20 protein-coding genes and 4 pseudogenes are annotated in these 22311 nt (G+C 68.6%); 16 read left to right on the top strand and 8 right to left on the bottom strand.

Annotated features, from left to right (window positions below; all coding sequences use genetic code 11):
* Positions 1-508 precede the first annotated feature (508 nt).
* The 6 genes and pseudogenes from ACIQMV_RS38585 (at position 509) to ACIQMV_RS38610 (ending at position 6033) form a co-directional block, all read left to right on the top strand.
* Positions 509-1126, top strand: coding sequence for a hypothetical protein (locus ACIQMV_RS38585; RefSeq protein WP_402597775.1), 618 nt, complete (start codon positions 509-511; stop codon positions 1124-1126).
* A 36-nt stretch (positions 1127-1162) separates the two neighbouring features.
* Positions 1163-3844, top strand: coding sequence for a Helicase associated domain protein (locus ACIQMV_RS38590; RefSeq protein WP_402597796.1), 2682 nt, complete (start codon positions 1163-1165; stop codon positions 3842-3844).
* Positions 3845-4065: 221 nt separating this feature from the next.
* Positions 4066-4248 (top strand): annotated as a pseudogene (locus ACIQMV_RS38595) (hypothetical protein); the annotation flags it as partial.
* A 102-nt stretch (positions 4249-4350) separates the two neighbouring features.
* Positions 4351-4458: a helicase associated domain-containing protein gene (locus tag ACIQMV_RS38600; RefSeq protein ID WP_402597776.1), complete on the top strand. Its 108-nt coding sequence runs from the start codon at positions 4351-4353 to the stop codon at positions 4456-4458.
* Positions 4459-4786: 328 nt separating this feature from the next.
* Positions 4787-5632, top strand: a complete 846-nt coding sequence (locus ACIQMV_RS38605) for a hypothetical protein (protein ID WP_402597777.1) — start codon at positions 4787-4789, stop codon at positions 5630-5632.
* Entirely contained in the window at positions 5629-6033 is a 405-nt protein-coding gene (locus tag ACIQMV_RS38610; RefSeq protein ID WP_402597778.1) for a hypothetical protein, read from the top strand. Before ACIQMV_RS38605 ends, ACIQMV_RS38610 begins: the two co-directional genes overlap by 4 nt.
* Before the next feature lie 887 nt (positions 6034-6920).
* On the opposite strand, the gene ACIQMV_RS38615 is transcribed toward ACIQMV_RS38610, so the two are convergent.
* From ACIQMV_RS38615 to ACIQMV_RS38625, 3 genes are all read right to left on the bottom strand, one after another.
* Entirely contained in the window at positions 6921-7055 is a 135-nt protein-coding gene (locus ACIQMV_RS38615) for a hypothetical protein (RefSeq protein ID WP_402597779.1), read from the bottom strand.
* Positions 7056-7268: 213 nt separating this feature from the next.
* Positions 7269-8390: a HEPN-associated N-terminal domain-containing protein gene (locus ACIQMV_RS38620; RefSeq protein ID WP_402597780.1), complete on the bottom strand. Its 1122-nt coding sequence runs from the start codon at positions 8388-8390 to the stop codon at positions 7269-7271.
* Between the two features lie 135 nt (positions 8391-8525).
* Positions 8526-9119, bottom strand: coding sequence for a hypothetical protein (locus tag ACIQMV_RS38625; protein WP_402597781.1), 594 nt, complete (start codon positions 9117-9119; stop codon positions 8526-8528).
* Positions 9120-9497: 378 nt separating this feature from the next.
* Here ACIQMV_RS38625 and ACIQMV_RS38630 point away from each other — a divergent pair, with 378 nt between their 5' ends.
* From ACIQMV_RS38630 to ACIQMV_RS38645, 4 genes are all read left to right on the top strand, one after another.
* A complete protein-coding gene (locus tag ACIQMV_RS38630) occupies positions 9498-10892 on the top strand; it encodes a DNA-binding protein (RefSeq protein ID WP_402597782.1) in 1395 nt (464 codons plus the stop codon).
* A 154-nt stretch (positions 10893-11046) separates the two neighbouring features.
* Positions 11047-11808 carry a TnsA-like heteromeric transposase endonuclease subunit gene (locus ACIQMV_RS38635; RefSeq protein WP_402597783.1) on the top strand — a complete coding sequence of 254 codons (762 nt, stop codon included), beginning with the start codon at positions 11047-11049 and terminating at the stop codon, positions 11806-11808.
* Positions 11805-13907 carry a Mu transposase C-terminal domain-containing protein gene (locus ACIQMV_RS38640; protein ID WP_402597785.1) on the top strand — a complete coding sequence of 701 codons (2103 nt, stop codon included), beginning with the start codon at positions 11805-11807 and terminating at the stop codon, positions 13905-13907. The genes ACIQMV_RS38635 and ACIQMV_RS38640 overlap by 4 nt, the downstream gene beginning before the upstream one ends.
* A 119-nt stretch (positions 13908-14026) precedes the next feature.
* Positions 14027-14995: a TniB family NTP-binding protein gene (locus ACIQMV_RS38645; protein WP_402597797.1), complete on the top strand. Its 969-nt coding sequence runs from the start codon at positions 14027-14029 to the stop codon at positions 14993-14995.
* Between the two features lie 63 nt (positions 14996-15058).
* Here ACIQMV_RS38645 and ACIQMV_RS38650 read toward each other — a convergent pair whose 3' ends face one another.
* Entirely contained in the window at positions 15059-15424 is a 366-nt protein-coding gene (locus ACIQMV_RS38650) for a DUF6300 family protein (RefSeq protein WP_402597787.1), read from the bottom strand.
* Positions 15425-15505: 81 nt separating this feature from the next.
* Positions 15506-15778 carry a hypothetical protein gene (locus ACIQMV_RS38655; protein WP_402597788.1) on the bottom strand — a complete coding sequence of 91 codons (273 nt, stop codon included), beginning with the start codon at positions 15776-15778 and terminating at the stop codon, positions 15506-15508.
* Here ACIQMV_RS38655 and ACIQMV_RS38660 point away from each other — a divergent pair.
* Positions 15750-16080 (top strand): annotated as a pseudogene (locus ACIQMV_RS38660) (NAD(P)/FAD-dependent oxidoreductase); the annotation flags it as partial. The gene ACIQMV_RS38655 and the pseudogene ACIQMV_RS38660 sit on opposite strands and share 29 nt — an antisense overlap.
* Before the next feature lie 158 nt (positions 16081-16238).
* Here ACIQMV_RS38660 and ACIQMV_RS38665 read toward each other — a convergent pair.
* On the bottom strand, positions 16239-17582 hold the full coding sequence (locus tag ACIQMV_RS38665) for a hypothetical protein (RefSeq protein WP_402597789.1): 1344 nt from the start codon (positions 17580-17582) through the stop codon (positions 16239-16241).
* A 299-nt stretch (positions 17583-17881) separates the two neighbouring features.
* Between ACIQMV_RS38665 and ACIQMV_RS38670 the strand changes: the two are divergent.
* A pseudogene (locus tag ACIQMV_RS38670) lies at positions 17882-18287 on the top strand (transposase); the annotation flags it as partial.
* 24 nt (positions 18288-18311) lie between these two features.
* Here ACIQMV_RS38670 and ACIQMV_RS38675 read toward each other — a convergent pair.
* Positions 18312-18536 (bottom strand): hypothetical protein, encoded by a 225-nt coding sequence (locus ACIQMV_RS38675; RefSeq protein ID WP_402597790.1) that lies wholly within the window; start codon positions 18534-18536, stop codon positions 18312-18314.
* A gap of 282 nt (positions 18537-18818) precedes the next feature.
* Between ACIQMV_RS38675 and ACIQMV_RS38680 the strand changes: the two genes are divergently transcribed.
* Genes ACIQMV_RS38680 through ACIQMV_RS38695 form a run of 4 tightly spaced genes read left to right on the top strand, consistent with a single transcriptional unit; the run spans position 18819 to position 21845 of the window.
* Entirely contained in the window at positions 18819-19142 is a 324-nt protein-coding gene (locus ACIQMV_RS38680; protein WP_365437192.1) for a hypothetical protein, read from the top strand.
* A 47-nt stretch (positions 19143-19189) separates the two neighbouring features.
* Positions 19190-19936 carry an ATP-binding cassette domain-containing protein gene (locus ACIQMV_RS38685; protein WP_402597792.1) on the top strand — a complete coding sequence of 249 codons (747 nt, stop codon included), beginning with the start codon at positions 19190-19192 and terminating at the stop codon, positions 19934-19936.
* Positions 19936-21249: a hypothetical protein gene (locus tag ACIQMV_RS38690; RefSeq protein ID WP_402597793.1), complete on the top strand. Its 1314-nt coding sequence runs from the start codon at positions 19936-19938 to the stop codon at positions 21247-21249. Before ACIQMV_RS38685 ends, ACIQMV_RS38690 begins: the two co-directional genes overlap by 1 nt.
* Positions 21246-21845, top strand: coding sequence for a hypothetical protein (locus ACIQMV_RS38695; RefSeq protein ID WP_402597795.1), 600 nt, complete (start codon positions 21246-21248; stop codon positions 21843-21845). The genes ACIQMV_RS38690 and ACIQMV_RS38695 overlap by 4 nt, the downstream gene beginning before the upstream one ends.
* Positions 21846-22003: 158 nt before the next feature.
* On the opposite strand, the pseudogene ACIQMV_RS38700 reads toward ACIQMV_RS38695, so the two are convergent.
* A pseudogene (locus tag ACIQMV_RS38700) lies at positions 22004-22120 on the bottom strand (IS5/IS1182 family transposase); the annotation flags it as partial.
* Between the last annotated feature and the right edge of the window lie 191 nt (positions 22121-22311).

The raw sequence follows: 22311 nt of genomic DNA on the forward strand, positions 1-22311 counted from the left end.
CCCGCGGAGCGGGTACCACATCGCTGCGCGATGTGCAAGCGAACCCCCGCGCTGCGCGCGGGGGTTGCGCTCCCGCTCCGCGGGAGCGCCAGCGGGAGGCTGCGCCTCCCGCGCAATCCCGGTGCTGCGCACCGGGATTGACGGTCCGTCCGCTGCGCTCCCGGACCGCAGCCGGACTACGTCCGGCCAGCAGGCATTCCGCTTCGCTCCAGCCTGGACGGCGGTCCGCTGCGCTCCCCGCCTGACGGTCCTTCCGGCTGCGCCTCCAGAACCGTTGGGGCCCGCTGCGCGGGCCGTGCTGGCTACTGGGGTGGGGGTCGCTCGTTCGTGTGGGTTCCAGTGTAGTGGGTGCATCAGACTGATGCCGCATGTACCGTTGGCGGAAACACGGGACACCCCCAACCACCCGGGAACCTCCCCGGGATTCCGAGAGGAACGACCGAAGATGACCGGTCACCACGAATCTACCGGACCCGATCCCGCACTGAGCAGCGATTCTCTGCGCCGGGTGACGCAGTACCAGACTGCGGGCCTGAACGCCCGGTTGAAGGTGTTCGCGCTCCTGAAGGCGCAGGGCGTGCCCGCGAGCGAGGCGGACGGCCTGGTGGCCGCGCTGGAGGCCAGGGCGGCCACCAGGCCGCACTGCGAGGTGGTGGAGTTGGGCGGCATGGCGCCGGCCTCTCGGGGCTCGCTGTTCGCGGACGGGTGGGATGACGGTGTGACGGCCGTGAGCGAGGCCCTGGCGGGCATCCCGGACCGGGACTGGTCCCGGTGTAGCGGCCGGTCCGCTGGAACCGCTGAACTGGCCATGCAGCTCGCGGACTTGAGGCAGCGTGAGCGGGCGGGCCTGGTGCGGCTGGAGAAGTTCGTCCGGACGAACGTGCTGCCGCGCACCCATCCGCACACCAAGGCGCGGCGCCGGGTGCTGGAGGCGCTGGGCGAGGCCGGCGGCCTGTGCACGGTGAACGGCGGCGGGGACTACATCGTCTGCACGCTCGATGCCTGGCACTACGGCCCGGACGACAAACCGCCCTTCAAGGACGGAAAGCCCGGTGGCTGGCACAAGGCGGACGCCATGATCTGGAACGACCTGGGCGCGGTCTGCACTCCGCACGCCGCCCTCTGAAAGACCACATGAATAAGAATCGGGGAGGGCGTGGAAATGTTTTTGGTTCCGCTTAAGGAGCACCAGGTCGACCAGAAGTTGAGCTTTCGTAATTGGGTTGGTTTTCCTGCAAGATCATTTGTGCCTCCGGAGGGGGCGCGTGCCATGGGGGTGTCCGCGACCGGGTCCGGGAAGACGATCACCACCGCTGCGTGCGCTCTGGAGTACTTCCCGGGCGGGCGGATTCTGGTCATTGTGCCCACGCTGGACCTGATCGTGCAGAGTGCCCAGTCCTGGCGGCGGGTCGGGCACCGCGCGCCGATGGTCGCAGTCTGCTCGGTGGACAAGGACGAGGTCCTGGAGCAGCTCGGAGTGCGCACCACCACCAACCCGATCCAGCTCGCCCTGTGGGCCGGGACCGGGCCGGTGGTCGTGTTCGCCACGTACGCCTCTCTCGTGGACCGTGAGGACCCCGCCGACGTCACTGGTCGCCGGACTGTGCCTGGGCCGTTGGAATCGGCTCTGGCGGGCGGAGAGCGGCTGTACGGGCAGCGGATGGCTCCGTTCGACCTGGCCATTCTGGACGAGGCGCACATGACCGCGGGAGATGTGGGCCGGCCATGGGCGGCGATCCACGACAACAGCCGGATCCCCGTCGCCTTCCGGCTTTACCTGACCGCGACCCCGCGGATCCTCGCCGCGCCCCGACCGCAGCGGGGCCGGGACGGGCGGGAGGTGGTGATCGCGTCGATGGAGGACGACTCCAGCACCTACGGAACCCGGATTTTCGATCTTGGGCTGGCGGAGGCGGTGGAACGCTCGATCCTCGCGGGGTTCGAGATCGACGTGCTGGAGATCCGCGACCCGGACCCGATCCTGGGCCTGTCCGAGGATGCCCTGCGTGGCCGGCGCATGGCCCTGCTCCAAGCCGCGCTGCTGGAGCATGCGGCGCAGCAGAATCTGCACACCACCATGGTGTTCCACCAGCGGGTGGAGGAGGCCGCGGCGTTCGCCGAGCAGATGCCGCGCACGGCCGCTGAGCTGTATACCGCGGAGGCCTCCGCGGCGGCGCTGGCCGGGGCGGAGGAGCTGCCCGCGTCGTCGATTGATGCTGAGCTGTACGAGCTGGAGGAGGGCCGTCACGTGCCCCCGGACAGGGTGTGGGCCGGCTGGCTGTGCGGGGACCATCCCATCGCGCACCGGCGGGCGGTGATCCACCGGTTCGCCAACGGCATCAACGCCCAGAACCGGCGCGTACACCGGGCGTTCCTCTCCTCCGTGCGGGCGCTCGGGGTCGGGGTCGACATCACCGGACTGCGCGGGGTCGAGGCCGTGTGCATCGTCGGCTCGCGCAGCTCCCAGGTCGACGTCGTTCAGAACATCGGACGCGCCCTGCGCCCCAACCCCGACGGCACGACCAAGACCGCCCGGATCATCATCCCCGTCTTCCTCCAGCCCGGGGAGGACCCGAAGGACATGATCGCCTCGGCCAGCTACCAACCTCTGGCCGACATCCTCCAAGCCCTGCGCTCGCACTCGGAACGCATGGTCGACCAGCTCGCCTCCCGCGCCCTGACACGCGGTGCTGAACGCCGCCGTATCCACGTCCGGCCCGCCCCCGCGGCCGGCCCGGAGAACCGGGACGAGACCGAGGAGACCAGCGAGGCGCAGCAGGAGGTCGACCGGGTCACCTCGGTCGTGGTCAACTTCGCCTCCCCCCGCGACGCCGCCGACATCGCCGCCCTGACCCGCTGCCGCATCATCCGGCCCGAGTCACTGGTCTGGCTGGAGGGCTACCAAGCCCTCATCCGGTGGCGTACCGAGAACGAGATCACGGGCCTGTACGCCGTGCCGTACGACACCGAGACCGCAGTCGGCGTCACCAAGGACTACCCTCTGGGCCGGTGGGTCCACCAGCAACGCCGCACGCAGCGCGCAGGCGAACTCGACGCCCACCGCAAAGAACTCCTCGACGACGCCGGGATGGTCTGGGAACCCGGCGACGAAGCGTGGGAGAACAAACTCACCGCGCTCCGCTCCTACCACCGGGCCACCGGACACCTCGCACCCCGCCAAGACGCCGTCTGGGGCGAGGGCGAAGGCATGGTGCCCATCGGGCAGCACATGGCCAACCTCCGACGTAAAGGCGCGAAGAACGGTCTGGGCAAGGACCCGGAACGGGCAACAGAGCGCGCGGCGCAGCTGGCGGCGATCGACCCGGACTGGGACTGCCCCTGGCCGCTCGACTGGCAACGGCACTACAAGGTGCTCGCGGACCTGGTCGACGCCGACGGCGTCCTGCCGGCCATCGACCCCGGGGTGCTGTTCGAGGGCGACGACATCGGACGATGGCTCACGCGGCAAAGAGAAGCGAGCACCTGGACACAACTCTCCGCCGAACAACAGGAACGGCTGACAAAGCTGGGCGTGAAACCCGCTGAAGCACCGTCTCCCGCACCGGCGGCTGCGCGGTCGACGAAGGGATCGGGCAAGGCGCAGCAGGCGTTCCAGTGCGGCCTCGCGGCCCTCACGCAGTGGGTCGAGCGGGAAGGCCAACGGCCTGTACCGAGGGGGCACGCTGAGGAGATCTCGGTCGCCGGCGAGACGGAGCCGGTGGTCGTCAAGCTAGGCGTATGGATCTCGAACACTAAATCGAGGCGAGACAAACTCACCGCGGAACAGGGCAACGCACTACGGGAACTGGGCATGGAGTGGGCGAGGCCGGTGACGATCCCCTAGGCCGCCCCGGACACCCTCTGACCGCTTCCAGCGCCGTGAGCGAACCCCGGGCCTCAAGAGGCCCGGGGTCTCGCGCTGTCAACGCGCTCGCCCGCACCCCACCCACGTGGCGTTTCAGCAGGTCAGGGCCGCAACGCGCTGTGTTGCACCTGGCGTTGCAGGCTCCTCGGAGCTGGCGTGTGTCCTCTGACATGTGATCTTGACCGGCGTCGGACGTCGTTGATGCGCACGGACTCGTGGAGACGCAGTACGACAAGGGGAACTACATCGGCCACATCAAGGCGTACCTGAAGCGGCTGTGGAAGGAGTGGGTCAACGCGGTGCTCGCCGACTTCGACAGTACCGGTTCTTCACCGGCCGGCAGATGGACCCGGAGGCCATGGTTGCTTCATGAAGACCGGTGAGGGCGGCAAGACTCCGTGCGCGAAGGACACCTGACGGTGCGGAGGAAGCATGTCGAGACCATCACCCTGGGCGGCGGCGAGGAAGGCCAGGAACAGCGGTAGGTGTCGCTCAAGCCCGGGACGTGGGTCGGCAACCAGCGCTCCCGTGCCGCCGCGCTGACGCCGGAGCGGATCGAGCAATTGTCCGCGATCGGGATGAGGTGGGCGTGATGGGTGTGGTGGGCGTGGTCGTCGTCGGGGTCGTGGCGCTCGCGGCCAGCTATCTCCTTGGGCGCCTTCGACCATGCGGGGAGGGGCAACGGCAAGATCGTGGTCCCGACGAGCGTCGTCGGGACCACGGCCACGCCATTTGCCCTGGTCGGAGGGGTGACGTCGGCTGAATTAGGCGTGATCCCGAATAATTTTTGGCTCGCGTGTGACATTCGTAGATTCCCCCTGCACTCCATCCCGTACAACAAGCGGTCTGCTTCGCATCCCTGGACTCGCGCGATCAGTGAGTTGCGGCGATCGGGGCAGCTGAGACGAGGGGGTGTATGCCATGAACCAGGAAGTCGAGATCATTGAGGTCGTGGACGCGGCGGTGGGTGGAGAGCGGAGCTCGCGGCTCGAGCAGGACGCCGCGCGGATCGAGGAGCTGTCCTACAAGGGGTTCGAAGGCCCCGCCTACGAGACCTTCGAGAGTGAGCTGTTCCTGGAGCTCCAGCCGATCGTGCTCGGCATGATCGGCTCCAACAAGATGGCCCAGCTCGCCCAAAAGCACAGCGCGCGCCTGGGCCGTGACTTCTTCGTCCACGCCGACGACGTACGCCTGCTGAAGGGGAGCCAGGAGGCGCGTGACACTCTCATGGTCGAGGTGCTGGCGTACGCCATGAAGAAGTTCCGCACGGACTTGAGGAAGGGATGCGGCTGGCGGGCCGACTACAACTGTCCGCGCGGGGCCAGCTGTGTGACGTCGTACATCGTCCTTCTGTGTATCTGGACGTTTCGGCGGGCCTACGTCCGGTGGGCCCGGGAGCACGTGAAGTGGGCGCAGTTGCACGCGGTGTACGACTTCACGGAGGACGCGGCGAATCAGGTCGGGATCGGCAGGCTGCTCGGGGCGACCGACTACCGGATCGACACCGAGGTGTTCGGTACCGCCTTGGAGGAGATCCTCGACGAGCAGGCGCCGGCGACGCAGGCGGTGGTCCGGCTGACGGTGATGGGTTTCGGGGACTCCGAGATCGCCGACAAGCTGAACCTGTCCCACGGCGCGGTGCGGATGCGTAAGACACGGTTCCGCACGGCGCTGTACAAGGCGGCGCGGGAGCGTCGTATCTGGATCCCGGAGCAGCTGCACACCCAGGCCTCCGTCCGCACCAAGACCAAGCGGGGTGCGGCGTGACCTCCCAGGTCCTCCTGGCGATGATCCTGGCCGCGGTCTGCTTGAGCGGACCCACGGTCGCCGCCGAGATCATGTGGCGTCGCCACCATGTCCGTGCTCGGGCAGCGCGCCTGGTGTCGGCCGTGAAGAAGACGTCGGCGCTGCTGCGTCGGCGCCTGGCGGCCGTCGAGATCTGGGCCCAGGACCACCACATCACGCTGGCCATCACCGTGCTCGCCCTGCTGGGCACGATGCTGGTGCTCGTGCTCACTTACCGGCTTGAGCAGACGGTCGCGTTGGCGAAGATGTACGCGCCGGTGGTCACCATTGTGGTCGCCGCCGTCGGCACGGTCATCCGCTCGGTCAAGTGGCTCCGCGGGCGGAGGAAGGCACGGCTGTCCTCCACGACGGACCCGCACTGAGCGAGGCGATGGGCAACCGGCCCGCAGCCTTCTTAGCTGCGGGCCGACCGCCGCGCCGGCCCTACGAACGGTGCCCGCAGCGCGGACACGAGCAGGCCTCCTGAATATGTGTTCGGTGATTGATGAATTATGGGTGGGGCGCCGACATCACGAGGCGTAGACCGGGACGGCAGCGGCCGCGGGGAATTACGCCTGCCGAAAACCTCATCCGCCCTGTTCAGGCGGCATGTTGGTACTCGTGGCTCCCCCACCTCCCCTGCACGTCGCGCGAACCAGACGCCCCGCCCCGTGTCACACCAACCATGTACCAACAAGCAACGCACCTGACCAACGCTCACTGCAGGTGAGAGGAGCTGATCGGCCAGCCCGCCATCTGATAAACCCCGAGCTCACAACGCTGACCCGACACTGCCCTTCCCACCACAAGCCTCACGATCTGGCTCCCCTCCCCCTCCCACACATCGACCAGCAAACTGATCAACCCAGCTCAACACCCACCGACCTGATCAAAAAAACCAATCCTGGACACCGCCCTCGCAGCGCTGGGGATGGAGTGGGCGGGCCCGGCACCGGCCGTCGAGGCCACCCGGAGCCGCCCGCCCCGCAGTCCGCGCCGTCGGCGGCTCCGAAGCGCCGGCCGGTGCGTGAGCACCGCGAGGAATGCGACAAGGAGCTGTACGAGGACGGGAACTGCACCTGCTGGTCCATCGAGCGGTTCGGTCCTCTCTCCGAGCGGGAAAACTACTGGGACAACCTCTGACCGTTCCCCCGTCACCGTAAGACCCCGGGCCCGCCGACAGGGCCCGGGGTCTCGTACGTCACGGCGCCGGTGGGCCGCTACGGGCAGCGCGGGAAGGTGACCCGGACCACCGCCAGGACGACGCCGGTCACGGGTCGCGGTGCACCGGGACGTACAGGCCCCAGTCGGCGTCACCGGCCGTGAGCCAGCCTCCGGCCCACGAGGCGTCGGTGGTCTCCAGCTCGCGCCCGGCGAGCGGGCCACCCGCGAAGCGAACGATCACAGCAGTACCTCCATCCGGCGGTAGCGTCCCGCCTCACCCCTTGGTGGGGCTCAGTGCCCGGAGGACAGCACCGGAGTGCTGGCGACTTTCGCCCTGGCCCCCGCTGGGGTGAGTGCGCCGCAATTGACGCAGGTGAGGCGCTTAGTTGTAACTCTGATGTGTCACTTCTTCTTGAATACGCACGGTCTATCGCCGTTGCGGGCCTGCTGCGTGTCATGACTCGAGGCGGACAGGGACTGTACGGCGGGACGCGGCATCGAGAGTCAAGGCCAGGCCGCCGGTCTCGGCAGTCTCGGTGGCGTCGAGGCAACATTCGTTGGGGACATTGAGGACGGCTGCCTTCTCGCCGGTGAGGGAGGAGGTGTAGAGCAGACCGGAGACCGACTGCAGAGGACGGAAGACGTGCAGAAGGTACTCAGTGATCACCTGGGTTGGGACGTAGTCGATCTGTTCATAGGCGGACCGCGCAGGCTGCGTCAGCTGGTCGACGAAGTCCCGGAGGAACATCAGCGGGCGGCGGTCCGCCGTTCGCGCGAGATCATAGAAGGAGGGCACAGGAGGCAGGTCGGTGAAGTCGACGACGGTGCAGGCTGCAGTAGTCATGAAAATCGCGGCCGTAGCCCAGGGGTCGTCGCTGCGAAGTGAGGTCTCGCGGACCGCGGTGTCGGCATCGGCCGCGCCGTAGAACATGGGGATGCCAGCCGGGCTCATGCGGTTGGCCTGCCGGGCGTGATCCCGCGGCGCAGTCCCCAGGCGCTTGGCATCCCAGTCGACCTGCGGTTCGGTGTGGGTGAGCGCGCGCCACAAGCGGGTCCCGGCGGGCAGTTCCGTGACCAGTCCGAGCCGGTCGATGAGGTCGCCGACGTGGTCTAGGATGCGGCCGGCGGAGACTTCGCCGGCTCCCAGTCCTTCGTCCTGCGGCTCCCGCAGCCAGAAGACGTAGCGAGTGTGGTACTGGACCTGCTCGCAGAACCGAGCCCATCCGTCACGCAGGGCCTCGTCCCGACGGGGTGCGATGAAGTTAACAGGTACCCAGGGTTTGTCGATGACGGCGTCACGTACGGCCTCGAGCAGGCCCTTCCCGGTGAGGACTTCGGAGCCGCCGCAGTCGTCCACCACCTCCCAGGTGTCCTTGATGTCCCACTGGTAGCCGCCCTCTCTGCCGTCCCAGAACACGCCTTCGTCGTCCGCGGAGCGGTACTCGGTGTAGATGGCGGCGACGAACGTCTCCAGCAGGACGTCGAGTTCCGCGGCCGGGGAGCGGCCGCAGAAATCACAGATAGCGTCTTCGTCCTCGGCTTCGCGCAGCAGTCCCTGCAGGACCTCGTCGTCCACGCAGCCCGTGCACACGTACTGGTCGGAGAAGTACCAGCCCTGGTCGTCCTGAGCTTCGAGCATGCGTTTGTAAAGACCCATCAGTGGTTGTTCCTGTGTCTGGGGTGCGCGTGATGCGCGGGAGAGAGGTTGCGGTCAGTTGTGCAGCGGGTCCTCGTCCACTTTGAGATCGGAGCGCATCTCCTGCCGCATCTCGGACAGGTGGGTCCACGACCGGTCGACGCCCTCTTCGAAGGCGTCCAGATCCTCTGCCAGCCGGTAAGTGGTGGCGGCGATCCGTTTCAGCTCACCGTAAGCGGCGTTGAGACGCCTACTGGCCACACCGGCCACGTCCATCACCGGGCGGGGAGCGATCATCTGCGCCTCGGCGTAGCTCTCCCGCATCGCGGTACGCCGAATCTCGAGCTGCGCCAGCGAATCGTCGATGCCGGTGTCGTTGCGCAGGGCGTGCAGGACGTCGACCTGCGCGGTCAGGTACTGACGGGCTGCGGTGTTGAGTGTGATGTAGCAGGTCCGGCGCAGCAGGACGGACTGCTCAGCCCGGACCCGATCCCGTTCGGCCTCCTGTAGAGCCTCGGCGTGGTCACGTTCCTCACGCCGCTGCGCCGCGGCCGCTTCGACCTCCATGCGTTTGGTGCGGTCCGCGCGGCTCTGCGTCAGCAACGACGCCCCCAACGTGCCCGCCACACCGACCACGGCCACCAACAGCGCCGTCCATCCCGCCCCCACGGCCCCTCCCCTGGTCCGTTCGAAGATCCGTGCAGATTACCGGCTCAGAAAGCTGGCGGCAGGGCGATCGGGTGGCCTGGCCGTGCCGGTAGTTCACCAGCCGAGGGGCCGCTGCTGCCCGTCAAGTACCACTACGCAGACCGCCTCCACCGGTGTCTCCTGCACTGCCGCCTGTGGCGGCCCGGGAGTGACAAGGGCACCGGAAGGAGGGCAGCAGAGACAATCGAGAGCCGGGCCACGCAGTGAACGGCGTCCGACGCTCTCGCAGGACGATGGCAGCCGTCTGCAGTCGGACCGCGCGGATCCGGTGTGTCTGTTCCGCCGGGCACCCGTTGAGAAGACGCCCGACTGAACTTGGGAACACGAGACCGTGATGCAGTGACCTATCGCACTGGCCTCCTGAGGACCGCTCCCCTGCGAGGGGAGACAACCTCGTCGCTGATCTGCCGCATCGCAAGCCGCTACGGGATGGAAGCGAAGGTGCTGCGGGCCTGCTGGAAATGGCGCAACTACCCGCCCGGTCACGAAGGCGGAGGCGCACGGGCCGACGCCGAGGTGCTGCTGAACGCAGCCGGACGCCAGCTCCTGGCAGGCATGTGCGGCGTCGAGGAGGACGTGCTGGCGCGGGCGTTGCCATCCTGGGAAGAAGGGGACGCCAAGCTGCGCGCCGAGGATGGCAATCCGGTGGGGCTGTGGCGGATCAGTGGCGCGGTGGCCGGTCCGGTGGCGTTCAGCTGCCGGCTGTGCACGGCCCGGCGCACGGGGACGGCCCTCCGGGCGGTGCGGTATGCGCCGCGGTGGGAGCGGGTGTGCGTGCGTCATGGACGGTGGCTGCTGGACGCGGACGCCAATCAGCCGCTGGAGCACCTCGATCTGCGGAGCTTGCCGGAGGTAGTGGCGGCGCAGCGGCGGTGGGCCGGGGTGGCGCGGCGGGCGGTGCGGGCCGGTGCGGAGCCGGAGCGGGTGTTCGCGCTGGCGCGGGCGGTGGTGGCCCGGTGGTGGGAGCAGGCCCTGCAGTGGGAGCGGGAGACGATCTGGCCGCGGCGCCTGCATCAGGTTGCGGGCGGGGATGCCGGTGGTGATCTGGAGCAGTGGCGGATCGTGGGGCGGGACGCGGTCGTCTTCCCGGAGGTGGTGGCGGTGGCCGACGCTTTGCTGGACCCGGCCATGGCCGAGCTGGTGTGGGCCGACAGCGGTGCCGGGCGGCCGCGGGCGCTGCCCGCCGACGGGATGTTCTGCCGCAGGCTCGGTGAGCGGGTCGGACGGGAGTGGCTGGGGCCGCTGGCCGCGACGGACCACGGCGGGCCGCTCATGGCGTGGATGGGCAGTGTCATCCGCCTTCGCCGCGGCGCCGGCGGACCACCCGGATACGACAACGACCCGTGGTGGCTGCGGCGGGAACACCAGGCCGCAACCATGGCCGGCCAGCTGCGGGTGCTGGGCAAGGAGAAGAAGGCACCCGGTTCGGGGACGATGTGGCGGGCTGCGGTACCCGCCGAGCAGCGCAGGCTGATCACCAGCGCTATCGACAGCGCCGAGGAGCAGCTGCTGCAGCTGCGCGGAGTGCAGACCGGGCCGACCGCCGACGTCGTCCGGCGGCTGCTGCGCGGTCTCAGTCACAGTGCCGGTCTGATCGAGAACGCCTGGAAACGGACCGCGGTGGCGGCGGTGAACGGCGGGGTGCCGCTTCAGGAGGTGGCCCAGTGGGTGGACATGCCCGTTGAGGTGCTCAGCCAGATGCTGACGGCGGGCAGGCAGGAAAACGGCGGCTGAGAGTGATGCGCCGAGGGGTGGGTCGGCTGTTAGCTGATACGGCACTCGTTCGCGGCAGAAATACTGAAAACGGCGGCGGCTGCCGGCGGGAGCGGCTTGGCTGGCGCGGGTGACCAGCACAGGAGCAGCCCGCCCCCGGAGCCGGGCAGGGCGAGTGGCCGTAGACCAGGGCGGCGGGTTCGAGGCGGTGTTCCTTGACCCGGTGGGGCAGGCGGTGCAGCAGCGGTGGGCGGATGCCGCCATGGCCGTGGCGTTCGAGGAACTGCCGCCGGTGTCGGCGTTCCCGGTAGTCCCGGGGCGGCGCTGGGGTCCGGGACTGTGGTGGTCGGCGACCACCGGGCGGCACGTGGCCGCGGGGTCGAACGCGATGCGCGCCCAGCTGATGGTCCTGGACCGCGACCCGGACGTGACGGGTCTGGCGGGGCGGCCGGTGCGGCTGCTGTGGCGTGATCCCCGCGGGCAGGTGCGTTCCTGGGTGCCGCAGCTCTTCGCCCGGCGTGCCGACGGCACCGCGCTGCTCGCCGACTGCCCCAGCCACCCCGACGCCGGCGGCGAACGCGCCCTCAAGGCCGCCCAAGCCGTCACGGAAGCATGCGCGCACATCGGCTGGACCTACCGGCGCCTCCCACCGCTCGACGACGTCCTGGCCGCCAACCTGAAATGGCTGGCCGGCTACCGCCACCCCCGCAACACCGGCCGCCTGGGCCTGATGGCGGCAGTCGTCGAGGCGTTCACGCGGCCGCGGCCGCTGATCGAGGGCACCGAAGCAATCGGCGACCCGATCGAGGTCCTCCCCTGCGTCTTCCACGCCCTGTGGCACGGACAGCTGACGGCCGGCCTGGACACGCCGCTGCACGAACGCGTACCCGTCGGCCCGCGGGGCTGGAGCGGCCCCGAGACGGGAGATGCCGGGTGACCGCGCGGCGGCATGCCCGGCCGGCCGTGAAGGTCGGTGCTCACGTCCGGTTCCGTGGCGTGAAGTGGCAGGTGGTCGCCCTTTCGGGGCAGGACATCCACCTCGTCGGCCCGGACGGCGGTGGTGAGGCCGTGCTCGCCGGGCACCTGTTCGCCGACCCCGGCTTCACCGTCATCGGGGCCGATGTGCCTCAGGCGGCCCCGCAGTGGGGACTGTTCGAGACCGCCCCTGCCGCCGCGCGTGAGAAAGCGCTGGCGTGGCAGCGGCACGTGAGGGAGGTCGAGTGCGGGCTGCCCGGCGGGCCCGGCAGCGAAGGAGCGGTGCGGCCGCGGTACGACCCCGAGCGGCACACGCTGGCAGAGCGGGAGCAGGCCAAGGCCCAGGAGCTGACCGCGCTGGGCTTCGGCCGGGTGTCGCGCACCACGGTGCAGCGCATGCGCCTGGCCTACCGCAAGCAGGGACTGTGGGGGCTGCTCGACCACCGCACCACCCGTACTTCCAGCCCCACCGGGCGGGCCGACGAACGGGTCGTCGCCGCCGTCCGTGAAGCGCTGCGCCGCCGGCGCGGCCGCTCCCGGGGCACCATCAATGGCCTGTTCCCTCTCATCAACCAGATCCTTGAGGACCGGCACGGCCCCGGCACGGTGCCCGCGCCGTCGCAAGCCACGCTCTACCGGCTCGTTACCGCCCTGGCCCGGCCCGGTGAACTGCCCTGCGGGCCCGTCCGGCAGGTGCCCGCAAGTGTCGACGGGCGGGCTTTTACCCCCGCGACGGCGCTGCGGCCCGGCGAACAGGTCCAGGTCGACACCACCCGCCTGGACGTCCTCGCCCTCTTCGACGACGGGCGCCTGGCCCGGCCCGAACTCACCATCGCCGTCGACGTCGCCACCCGCGCCATCCTCGCCGCCGTGCTGTGTCCCAGCGCGACCAAGTCCGTTGATGCCGCCCTGCTGCTGGCGGAGATGGCCGTCCCGCACCCCGCCCGGCCGACCTGGCCGAACATCCTGCGCATGGACCACGCTCCCTCACTCCCCCACCGGCAGCTGGCCGCGCTCGACGAGCGCCTGGCCGGTGCGGCGGCCAGGCCGGTCGTCCTGCCCGAGACGATCGTCGTCGACCGCGGCAAAGTCTTCGTCTCCGCCGCGTTCACCGCCGCCTGCGAGAGTCTCGGCATCAGTGTCCAGCCCGCCCCGCCCCACGCCCCCACCGCCAAAGGCATCGTGGAGCGGACCTTCGGCACCATCAACGCGCTGTTCTGCCAGCACCTGCCCGGCTACACCGGATCCGACGTCACCCGCCGCGGCCCCGACACCGAAAAAGACGCCTGCTACAGCGTCACCCAGCTGCAGGATCTGCTTGATGAGTGGCTGGTGCACTACCACCACCGGCCCCACGAAGGCCTCCGCCACCCGCTGATGCCCCGCAAAGCGCTCACGCCGAACCAGATGTGGGCCGCGCTGGTCGCCGTCGCCGGACACGTCCCCGTACCGCTGACCGGCCACGACTACATCGAACTGCTGCCCGTGCGCTGGCAGGCCATCACCGCCTCCGGCATCCGCATCCACCACCGCACCTACGACGCGGACCTCCTCGCCCCTTACCGCGGCCAGCCCTCCCCCGTCGCCGGCCGAGGCGGCAAATGGGAGATCCACTACAACCCCCATGACGTCCGCCAGATCTGGGTCCGCCTGCCCGACGGCCAACTGACCGAGATCCCGTGGATCCACCGCGACCACGTCCACCAGCCGTTCAACGACCACACCTGGCAGCACATCAGGACCCTCGCCCTGCACGGCAACCACCACGACGCCGAGCAGCACGAAGCCGGCCTCGCCGACGCCCTCGACCAGCTCATGCGCCGCGTCCACACCGGCCACGCCACCAAGGCCGAACAAGCCCTCCTGGCCCGCACCGCTCGAGTCCCGCTCCCCACAGCCCGCCATGCGGACCACGACGCCGAAGCACCCGCCGACAGCCCGGCGCGGCAGGACCACAACGACAGCATCGACGACCTCGACGACCTCCCCGACGACTTCAGCCCCGCCCCGGCCGCCGGATTCGGGCTCTACGACGCACACAAGGAAGCCGACAAGTGGTGAACACCCGCCCGCATACAGAGCACGCCACCCCTGCCGGCGGCACCAGCAGGAACACCGCCCGGGCCCGTGACGCCGTCACCGAGGCAGACAGCGCCGGCGCACCAGAACCGTCCTGGCCCCTGACCACCTGGCAGGGCTGGCACCGCTTCGCCACCACCGACCCGCCCGCCCCGCCCCAGCCCGACGACCCGCCCCGCAGCACGGAGGAACGCCTCGCCTACCACTCCGCGTTCGTCACCATCCGCACCCCCGCAATCAGCCAACTCGCCACCCAGGTCCGCACCCTGATGATCCTCGGCCGCCACCAGCAGGCCACCGCCCGGCCCTCGCTGATCGTCACCGGGCCCGCCGCAGCCGGGAAAACGACCGCCCTCCTCCACGTCGGCCGCGCCTGCCACCTCGCCCACACCCGCAAAAACCCCGCACCGCCCGGATCAGCCCACGGCGCGGCACCCGTGGCGTACGTCCTCGTCCCGCCCGGCGCCACCGCGAAAACCCTCATCACCGAATTCGCCCGCTACCTCGGCATCCCCACCACCACCCGCATGACCCAGACCCAGATCACCGACGCCGTCTGCCACACCTACACCGCCGCTGGTGTCCAACTCGTCCTCATCGACGAAATCCACCGCCTCAACCCCCGCACCACCACCGGCGCCCAGGCCGCCGACCTGCTGAAAGACCTCACCGAACGCCTCCCCGCCACGTTCGTGTACGCCGGCATCAACGTCACCGACACCCCCCTCTTCAGCGGGACACGGGGCGCCCAGCTCGCCGGACGCGCCACCCTCATCGACTGCGGTCCCCTCCCCGCCCGCCACGGCCAACGCGAACCATTCCGCGACGTCATCACCGACATCGAAAACGCCCTCGACCTCCACCAGCACAAACCCGGCACCCTCCCCCGCCACCACACCTACCTCCACCAACGCACCGCAGGCCGCATCGGATCCCTCACCCGACTCATCCGCCAAGCAGCCATCACCGCCATCTGCGACGGCACCGAACACATCACCAAAGCCGCCCTCGACGCGGTACGACTCGACCACCTCGCCGAAACCCACCACCGCCCCACCCGACGCCGCTAACCCCACCCGCCGAGCAGACAGAACCACCCTGACCAGCACAAACACACACCAAGCCATTTAGCGCTACCGATACCTGCAACGAGCCCGGCCCCACTCAGCACAAACAACACAACCCCAGCTCACACAGCCCGGCCCCCCGCACAAACCGCCCACCCGGCCTCTCAACCAATCAGCAACACGCCAGGCCAGCCGCCTTCCCGTACACCAACAAGCCCCCCTCCGAGCGTCAAGATCGCGGGCGGGGTCGCGGTGCCAGCGGATGAACGCGCTGACGGCGGGACGGTCGGCGTCGCAGGCTGGACTGAGCTCCATCCACACGCTCGTCATCAGCGGGCCGTGCCAGTGCAGGAGCAGATCGCCTCCGCAGCGGGAGCAGGGCCGGTCTGCCTGTCGGTCGGCGTGAGAATGACATGGTCTTTCGTCACTCATGTCAGCAACGGGTGAGCACCACCCGTCAGCGCCAACGACCAAGTCGCCGCGCCTGCGCCACTGACGCTCAGATGACGAGGTTCAACTGACACTCCCCCGCAGACCATCACTAGCCGTCTCCGCCACACATAGCAGGTGCGCGCGGTCTCCTGGCGCGGCGAGCAGTTCCTGGTCCTCGCCGGATACGAGCCGGGCGAAGCAGGCCGCAGCCCGCAGGAAGACGCCCGCCCAGGGCGGTACGGGGTAGGCGGCACAGCCGTCGGTGTAGCGGGCGCGGTCGTGCAGGGCAAGCGTGGCCGCGGCGTCGTCGTAGTCGCGAGGACGTGCGGTAGCGAGTTGTTTCGAGGGCGGCAAGGTCGTCCTGGTCGACGGCAGCCGGATCGAGCCCGACGCCGTGATCGCCGCGACCGGGTAAGTCCGCGCCCTGGAGGGGCTCGTCGGTCCTGGAGGCCCGCGGCAGGCCGGTGCTCCACGGCGCCGCTGCCCGCAACGCCCCCGGCCTGTACTTCACCGGCTTCACCAACCCGATCAGCGGGATGTTCCGCGAACTGGCCATCGACGCCGAGAAGATCGCGAAGGCGGAGGCGCGTCGCGCGGAGAAGACCCGCGCGACGCGCAGAGACAAGGGTGCCTTTCGGGGCGCTGGTGTGCGCTAGGGTCTTTCGTTTGGATCAGGCCGGATCAGGGAGCGGGGTCTGGTGCCGTGCATCGCAAGGCGGAGGAGGGCGGCAGGGCGGAGCCCTGCCAACCGACGACAACGCGGCGAGGCGCGGCACCAGGGCCCGCGAGCCCGGCATGATCCAAACGAGAGGCCCTAGTTCACCGTGAGTACGGCCGTGTTGTTCCTCGGGTTCGGGTCGTGGCGGAACTCGCCGAACTCGGGATGGATGCTGACCTCACCCGTCGCTCCGGGCACCACCGTGTCGATCCGGAGCTTGAAGGCGAAGGAGCGCTCCGTGTTCTCCAGCACCCAGTAGGGCAGCGAGCAGTCGTAGCGCGGGGCGCCGGTGCGGTTCGGGTAGTAACTGCCGGAGAGGGTGCCCGGCCCGCAGCCCTCCGGAACACCGGTGACCGTGGTGCCGGGCGGAACGATCAGCCGGACCGCGGCGACCGGGTCCCCGGAGCCCAGGTTGCCCAGCCAGCCGGGACCGTTGTTCCTGAAGGTGAGTGACGCGGTGACCGTCTCGCCCGCCGCGCCCTGGACCGCAGCGCCGGTCACCGAGAAGTCGGCGGTGTTGTCCGCGCCGATCTGTAGCGCCACATAGCTGTTGTAGCCCCCCAGGTTGGTCGCGCCGACCGGGTCCGCCGAGATGTCCACCCGCTCCTGGAGCGCCTGCCGGGTGAGTGCGACCCGCAGCGGCTGGGGCAGTTTGAAGGAGGCACCCGGGGCCAGATCCTGTGCGAAGGTGCAGTCCGCGTACGACATCGGGGCGTACTCGTCCCCGCTCGACGTCGTGTAGGTGCAGGCGTCGTACCGGTTGAGGTACTGCACCCCGTACGAGGCCATCATCCTGATGGTGAAGCCGTGCGCGGTCTCGTTGCCGTGGTTGGTGAGCGTGAGCGGGAGCTTCTGCTTGCTGCCCGGCCGGGCGTGCTCGATGTCCTTGCCGGCCGTGAGCGCGAGGTCGGGTCCCGACGCGACTGTGACCGTGGTCTCGAAGCTGTCCCGGGGCGCGGTGAGCGTGCCGTCCGGGCCGCCGGTGGCCGTCGCTTCGAAGGTGATGCGGCCCTGCGCGCCGACCGACGCCCCGTCGGCCGCGCGGACCTTGAGGTGCACCTCGCCGCCGGTGTTCCAGGTCACCGGCACCTCGGGCACGTCGCACACCGCGGTCGCGCCGCTCGGCGTGCAGTTGTCCGGCCAGGTGATCTCGGCGACCCCGGCGAGCCCGGAGGCGTCCACGGTGAGCCGGCCGTCGGTCACAGTGAAGTGGTCGTTGTCGTGGCTGAGCCTGACATCGAGCGTGCGGGTGAGCGGTGTCCCGCCGTTGATGCCGAGCGGCAGGGTCGGCTCGTACGGGGCGTTGATCCAGAGTTGATCGATCTCCGGCTCGGTCTCGGCGAACGCGGGAGCGGTGGTGAGCCCCAGGGCGACGAGTCCGGCAGCGAGCGTCGTACAGGCTCCGAGCCGCAGTGCGCGGCGGACGGAGTCAGCTCTCATTGCATCTCCAGGTGAGAGACGGTCAGGTCACGCGGCTGGCGTGGTGCCGATCAGCGGCCCACGCCGGGCCACATCTCCTTGACGATCAAGGAGGGTTGGGGGTTGTACGACGATGCTGACGGGTGGTCAACGCTGCGAAATTCATCGCAAGACACCTTCCCGAGCCGCACGAGACGGAGCTTGGCGGGGAGCCGGCTCACGAACTGCTGGCCACAGAAACAGGGCTCCGACCGGCGCCGAGCTCTACCGTCGAAGTGCCCTGCTCCCTGACAGGACGGCAGGGACTGGGCGGCCCCGCCTCACGCCCTGGTCAGGGGCCGCCCACACCCCGGTCGTTGTCGACCAGAGCCCGAATCCTCCCCGAGATCGGCAAGGACCGGACCCGCTTCGCCGACGCCAGAGCGCTCAAGTCCTACGCCGGCTCCGCCCCCATCACCCGCGCATCCGGCAAGAAACGCTTCATCGGCCGCCGCTTCGTCAAGAACAACCGCCCACGCCGGCTTCCTCTGGGCTTTCTCAGCCCTTCAGGCCTCCCCTGGAGCCAACGCCCACTACCGACGCCGACGCGAGCACGGAGACTGGCACAACGCCGCCCAGCGCCACCTACTCAACCGCTTCCTCGGCCAACTCCACCACTGCCTCCAGACCCGGCAGCCCTTCGACGAACAGCGTGCCTTCGCACCACTACTTGCGACGTCTGCGTGACCTGGGAATTGGCTACAGACTCTGTCAGTGCTCCCGTCTACATTGGTCGGCCACCGTGTTCAACCCAGCGTTGCCCCGTCTGAGCAGCATCGACAGCGATTCCTGGGTGTTGGCGCACCAAGCCGCGAGCGGGTGGAACCCCCACGTCTTCTTGAACGTGACCGCGGCGCCGACCTTGTCGGACGCGGAGAGGATGATCGTGGCGTCGATGTCGATGACGATCCAGCTGGTCAGCCGCTTGCCGGCCACGGTCGGGCACCGGTCCGCCCGCTGATCATTTAGTCATGAACATGTCGTGATCGATCTGCTTTTCGTTCACCACATGATCAAGTTGAGTAACGTAACGTCACTCCTCGTCCACTCTATGTGGGCACGTCTGTGCGTCTCTGCGTAGACGTCGTGCACGTACAGCTATGGGAGGAAAGCTACATGCGTAGACAGAGAGTGATCGCAGCTGTCACGGGATGTGCTGCGGCTGTCGTCCTCGCCGGCGCGATACCGGCCCACGCTGAAGGCAGCTGGAGCTCCAGCATGAACGGGGTCCGCACCGGGTTCGACTCCCGGACGTGGACCGACAACAACAACGACAGCGTGAGCACCTCCATATCCCTCAGCGGCTGCAGCAATGGGGGGCTGGGCGCCCCGGTCGACAACACGCAGTTGCAGCTGACTCGCGAGACTTCGATTGTTGAGCCCAACGAGGACCGAGGCCGCTACACCTTCCACTGCAGCAGTTCCGACTCGCACGCTTTCGGCGTCCAGCCGAAGGGCAACTACCACTTCACGGTGACGAAGATCCAGGACAGCCCGTCGGGCTACTACCTGAAGGTGAACTCGGTCTCCGTCCGATACTGAGCAGCGCACTGAAGCAACGACAATCTCCGTAAGAAGGCTGTGAGGCTGTGTCTGTCGAGTTCGACTCCTGCACCTATCAGTACCGGCGGGGCCCGGTCGTCCTTGACAGACTCAGTTTCGCCTTCCCCTCGGGCCGTACTGTGCTGCTCGGGCCCAACGGCGCGGGCAAGACCACGCTTCTGGCTCTTGCCGCCTCCGCCCTCAAGCCCCGCTCCGGCACCGTCTCCTTCGCGGGACTCGACCCCGCCCTGCGTTCCCAGCTACGCACGTATCGGCGTCAAGTGGGCTGGATGCCCCAGCACATCACACCCGTTCCAGGTATGACCTGCCAGGAACAGGTTGCCTACGCAGGCTGGCTCAAGGGCATGTCACGGCGAGACGCGTGGGACGGAGCGCTGGAGGCACTCGGTCGCGTCGGACTCGCCAAGAAAGCGGGCCAGCAGGCATCGTCGCTGTCCGGTGGACAGCTTCGCCGGGTCGGCGTGGCCCAGACACTGGTGCACTCTTCCCAACTCGTTCTGATGGACGAGCCGACAGCGGGTCTCGACCCCGCACAGCGGGGCACGTTCCGGAAAGTCGTCGAGCAACTCTCCGAAAATGCCGACATCGTCGCCTCCACACACCAGACCGAGGACCTGTCCGAGGTGTACGACCATGTGGTGGTCCTGTCGGAGGGGGCGGTCCGGTTCAGCGGTACGGTCAAGGAATTCCACGCCCAGGCCCCGCATGACACCGCGCCAGGCCGGCTCGCAGACGGCGCCTACGCCGCAGTTCTCGGTGGAGGCGAAGCATAGTGCTCTTCCGTTTCCACCCGCGTTCCAACGCCGCCGTTCTCGCCGCTCCCCTGCTTCTCTTCATCGTGGTCCTCTATGTCTCCTCGGACTACGTCTCCGGTGATCTGGACGGCTACTGGACCGCCGCCACTGCCAAGGCGGCCTCCGCTCTGATCTTCATCGCGCCGGTGACCGCGGCGTGTGCGGCGTGGGAAGCCAGTAGGCTCCGCCGCGCCAAAATCGGGGACGGGACCCCGACCCGCAACGGGTGGGAGATCGCCGGGGCTTCCCTCGCGCCGGTCGTGCTGCTGGGTCTTCTCGCCCTCGCGGCAGCGCTCGCCGTGACTCGCCTACAGATGGAGTCGGCTCCGGGGTGGCCGGATGTCAGGATCATCGCATCGGCGGGCGCCATCTTGTGCGCCCATGTCATCGCCGGCTACGCGATCGGAATATGGCTGCCCGCCGTAGCCGCCGTCCCGGTGACTCTGGTCGGCGACTACCTGTGGAACGTGTATCCGCCTGCACTCGAGCCTTTGTGGCTGCGTCATCTCACTCGGCCGGCCCATGGCTGCTGCATGAACACCTCCGCGGTCGACCCCGCGGGCATCCTGGCACCGGTGCTTGTGGCTGTCGGCCTGGCCGGCCTGGCAGTTGCCGCAGTGGCTGCGTCGCGGCGCGCCCCCCGTCTGGGGAGCCTGCCCGACTCCGTGCCGTACGCGGGCGTCGCGCTGTCGGTAGTAGCCGCCATGGCCACCACCGTCAGCGGCGTCAGCCTTGTGAACCATCTCGGCCCCGACGCGGTCCAGACGCGGCCTGAGTCCGAACTGGTCTGCACCGACTCCCGGGGCACCCGAGTGTGTGTCTGGCCCGAGCACACGCCCCGCCTCAGCGAGACGTCCCGTACGGTGAGCACAGCGGTCACACGCCTGCGTCTTGTCGGAGTGACCTCGCCGGAAGTGGTCACCGAAGACAACCAGCACCCGAGCCGGAATCAGTGGACGGTCACGGTCAGGCAGGATGCCAGCTACACCAGCGAGGACATCGTGGCCGGTCTTGTCGCCGATCTCACCACGGTCCTGGTCAACGACTCAGACGACGAGAGCCAGACCAACTGCCCGGCAGACCCGGCCAGGGCCGCACAACAGGCTTTCGAATCCGAAGACGAGCTGCGTACCTGGCTCTCTGTACGGGCGGGCATGAGTCCGCAGGAAGCCCAGCACCGAACCGACCCACGGACATGGGAACCCGTCGAACATGTTCTCGACGACAACCTGGGCAACCAGAAAGCCTGGTACCGCTCCACCATCGCCCAGGTCCGGTGCATGCCACGATGACATGGTGGCTTCACACACGGCGCACGCTCCTCCTCGCGATCGTCACCACCGGGTTCTGGGTTGTGACCCTTGCCCTCGGAGACACCAGCCTGCCGCTGCCCCAGTTGGGCGGAGCGACGTCAGCTAACGTCCCGTTCGCTCTCTTCGCCCCACTGGCGCCGGCCATCGCCCTCAACGCCTGCTACGGAACGCCCACCCCGATCGAGATCACAGCGGTACGACGCATCGCCGCTCTCGATTCCCTCCTCGCCATCACGGTGGTGGCGGCAACGGCCGCTGTGGCAGTCCCGGTTGCAGCAGGATGGATCAGCAGCGCCAATGGCTCCATCACTGAATCCGCTGTACGCAACCTGGCCTGTTACACCGGACTCGCCCTCATCGGCAGAAAGATTCTCGGAAATCACGCTTCGACAGTGATCCCAACGCTGCTCGCCCTGACCGTCTCAGTCTTCGGCTACGGACCGGAACAGACAGCCCACTGGTGGGCCTGGCCCGCGGCACACCCTTCCGACATGCTCCCTTGGGCGGGCTCCACCGCGCTTCTCATTATCGGCCTGTACCGCACGGCCCAAGCGGACTTCCCTCACCGCTCCTGAACAGCTGAGGTTCCCCCGAGATGCGGGGAGGTCTGACAGCGGGTCATATGGGGCTCATGAGAGGAATCCAGACGATGCCTGCCCCGAGGAAGTACCCGCTGGAGTTGCGTGAGCGTGCGGTCCGGATGGGTTGTGTCCAGGGAAGTGGTGTACGGGTTCGACGCCCGATCCGGAACACGCAGCCGTCCGGGGTAGCGGTGGCGCCGCTCGGGAGCCGGCGGCAGCAGCGGAGCAACCCGCTCCCACAGGTCATCAGGAACAAGATCAACACGCATCCCTGACACCCTGCCGACCAAGATCGCCGAGCGCAAGACCCACAGCTCAAATCATTTTGAAACGATCAGTTACTGATCATTTCAGAATGAGTTGGCGTGTGGGGCTTGGCAGTTGGGCTTGATGGCGGCAGAGTTCTTCGAGTGTCGGATGATCTTGTGCCTGATGACCTGTGGGAACGTGTTGCCCCGTT

Source organism: Streptomyces sp. NPDC091412 (assembly GCF_044756885.1).
Lineage (GTDB): Bacteria > Actinomycetota > Actinomycetes > Streptomycetales > Streptomycetaceae > Streptomyces.

Excerpts from the sequence above, each read along its gene's own strand:
- ACIQMV_RS38695 (WP_402597795.1), top strand. The coding sequence starts at position 21,246 with ATGACATGGTGGCTTCACACACGGCGCACGCTCCTCCTCGCGATCGTC.
- ACIQMV_RS38650 (WP_402597787.1), bottom strand. The coding sequence starts at position 15,424 with ATGAGTGACGAAAGACCATGTCATTCTCACGCCGACCGACAGGCAGAC.
- ACIQMV_RS38590 (WP_402597796.1), top strand. The coding sequence starts at position 1,163 with ATGTTTTTGGTTCCGCTTAAGGAGCACCAGGTCGACCAGAAGTTGAGC.
- ACIQMV_RS38605 (WP_402597777.1), top strand. The coding sequence starts at position 4,787 with ATGAACCAGGAAGTCGAGATCATTGAGGTCGTGGACGCGGCGGTGGGT.
- ACIQMV_RS38665 (WP_402597789.1), bottom strand. The coding sequence starts at position 17,582 with ATGAGAGCTGACTCCGTCCGCCGCGCACTGCGGCTCGGAGCCTGTACG.
- ACIQMV_RS38680 (WP_365437192.1), top strand. The coding sequence starts at position 18,819 with ATGAACGGGGTCCGCACCGGGTTCGACTCCCGGACGTGGACCGACAAC.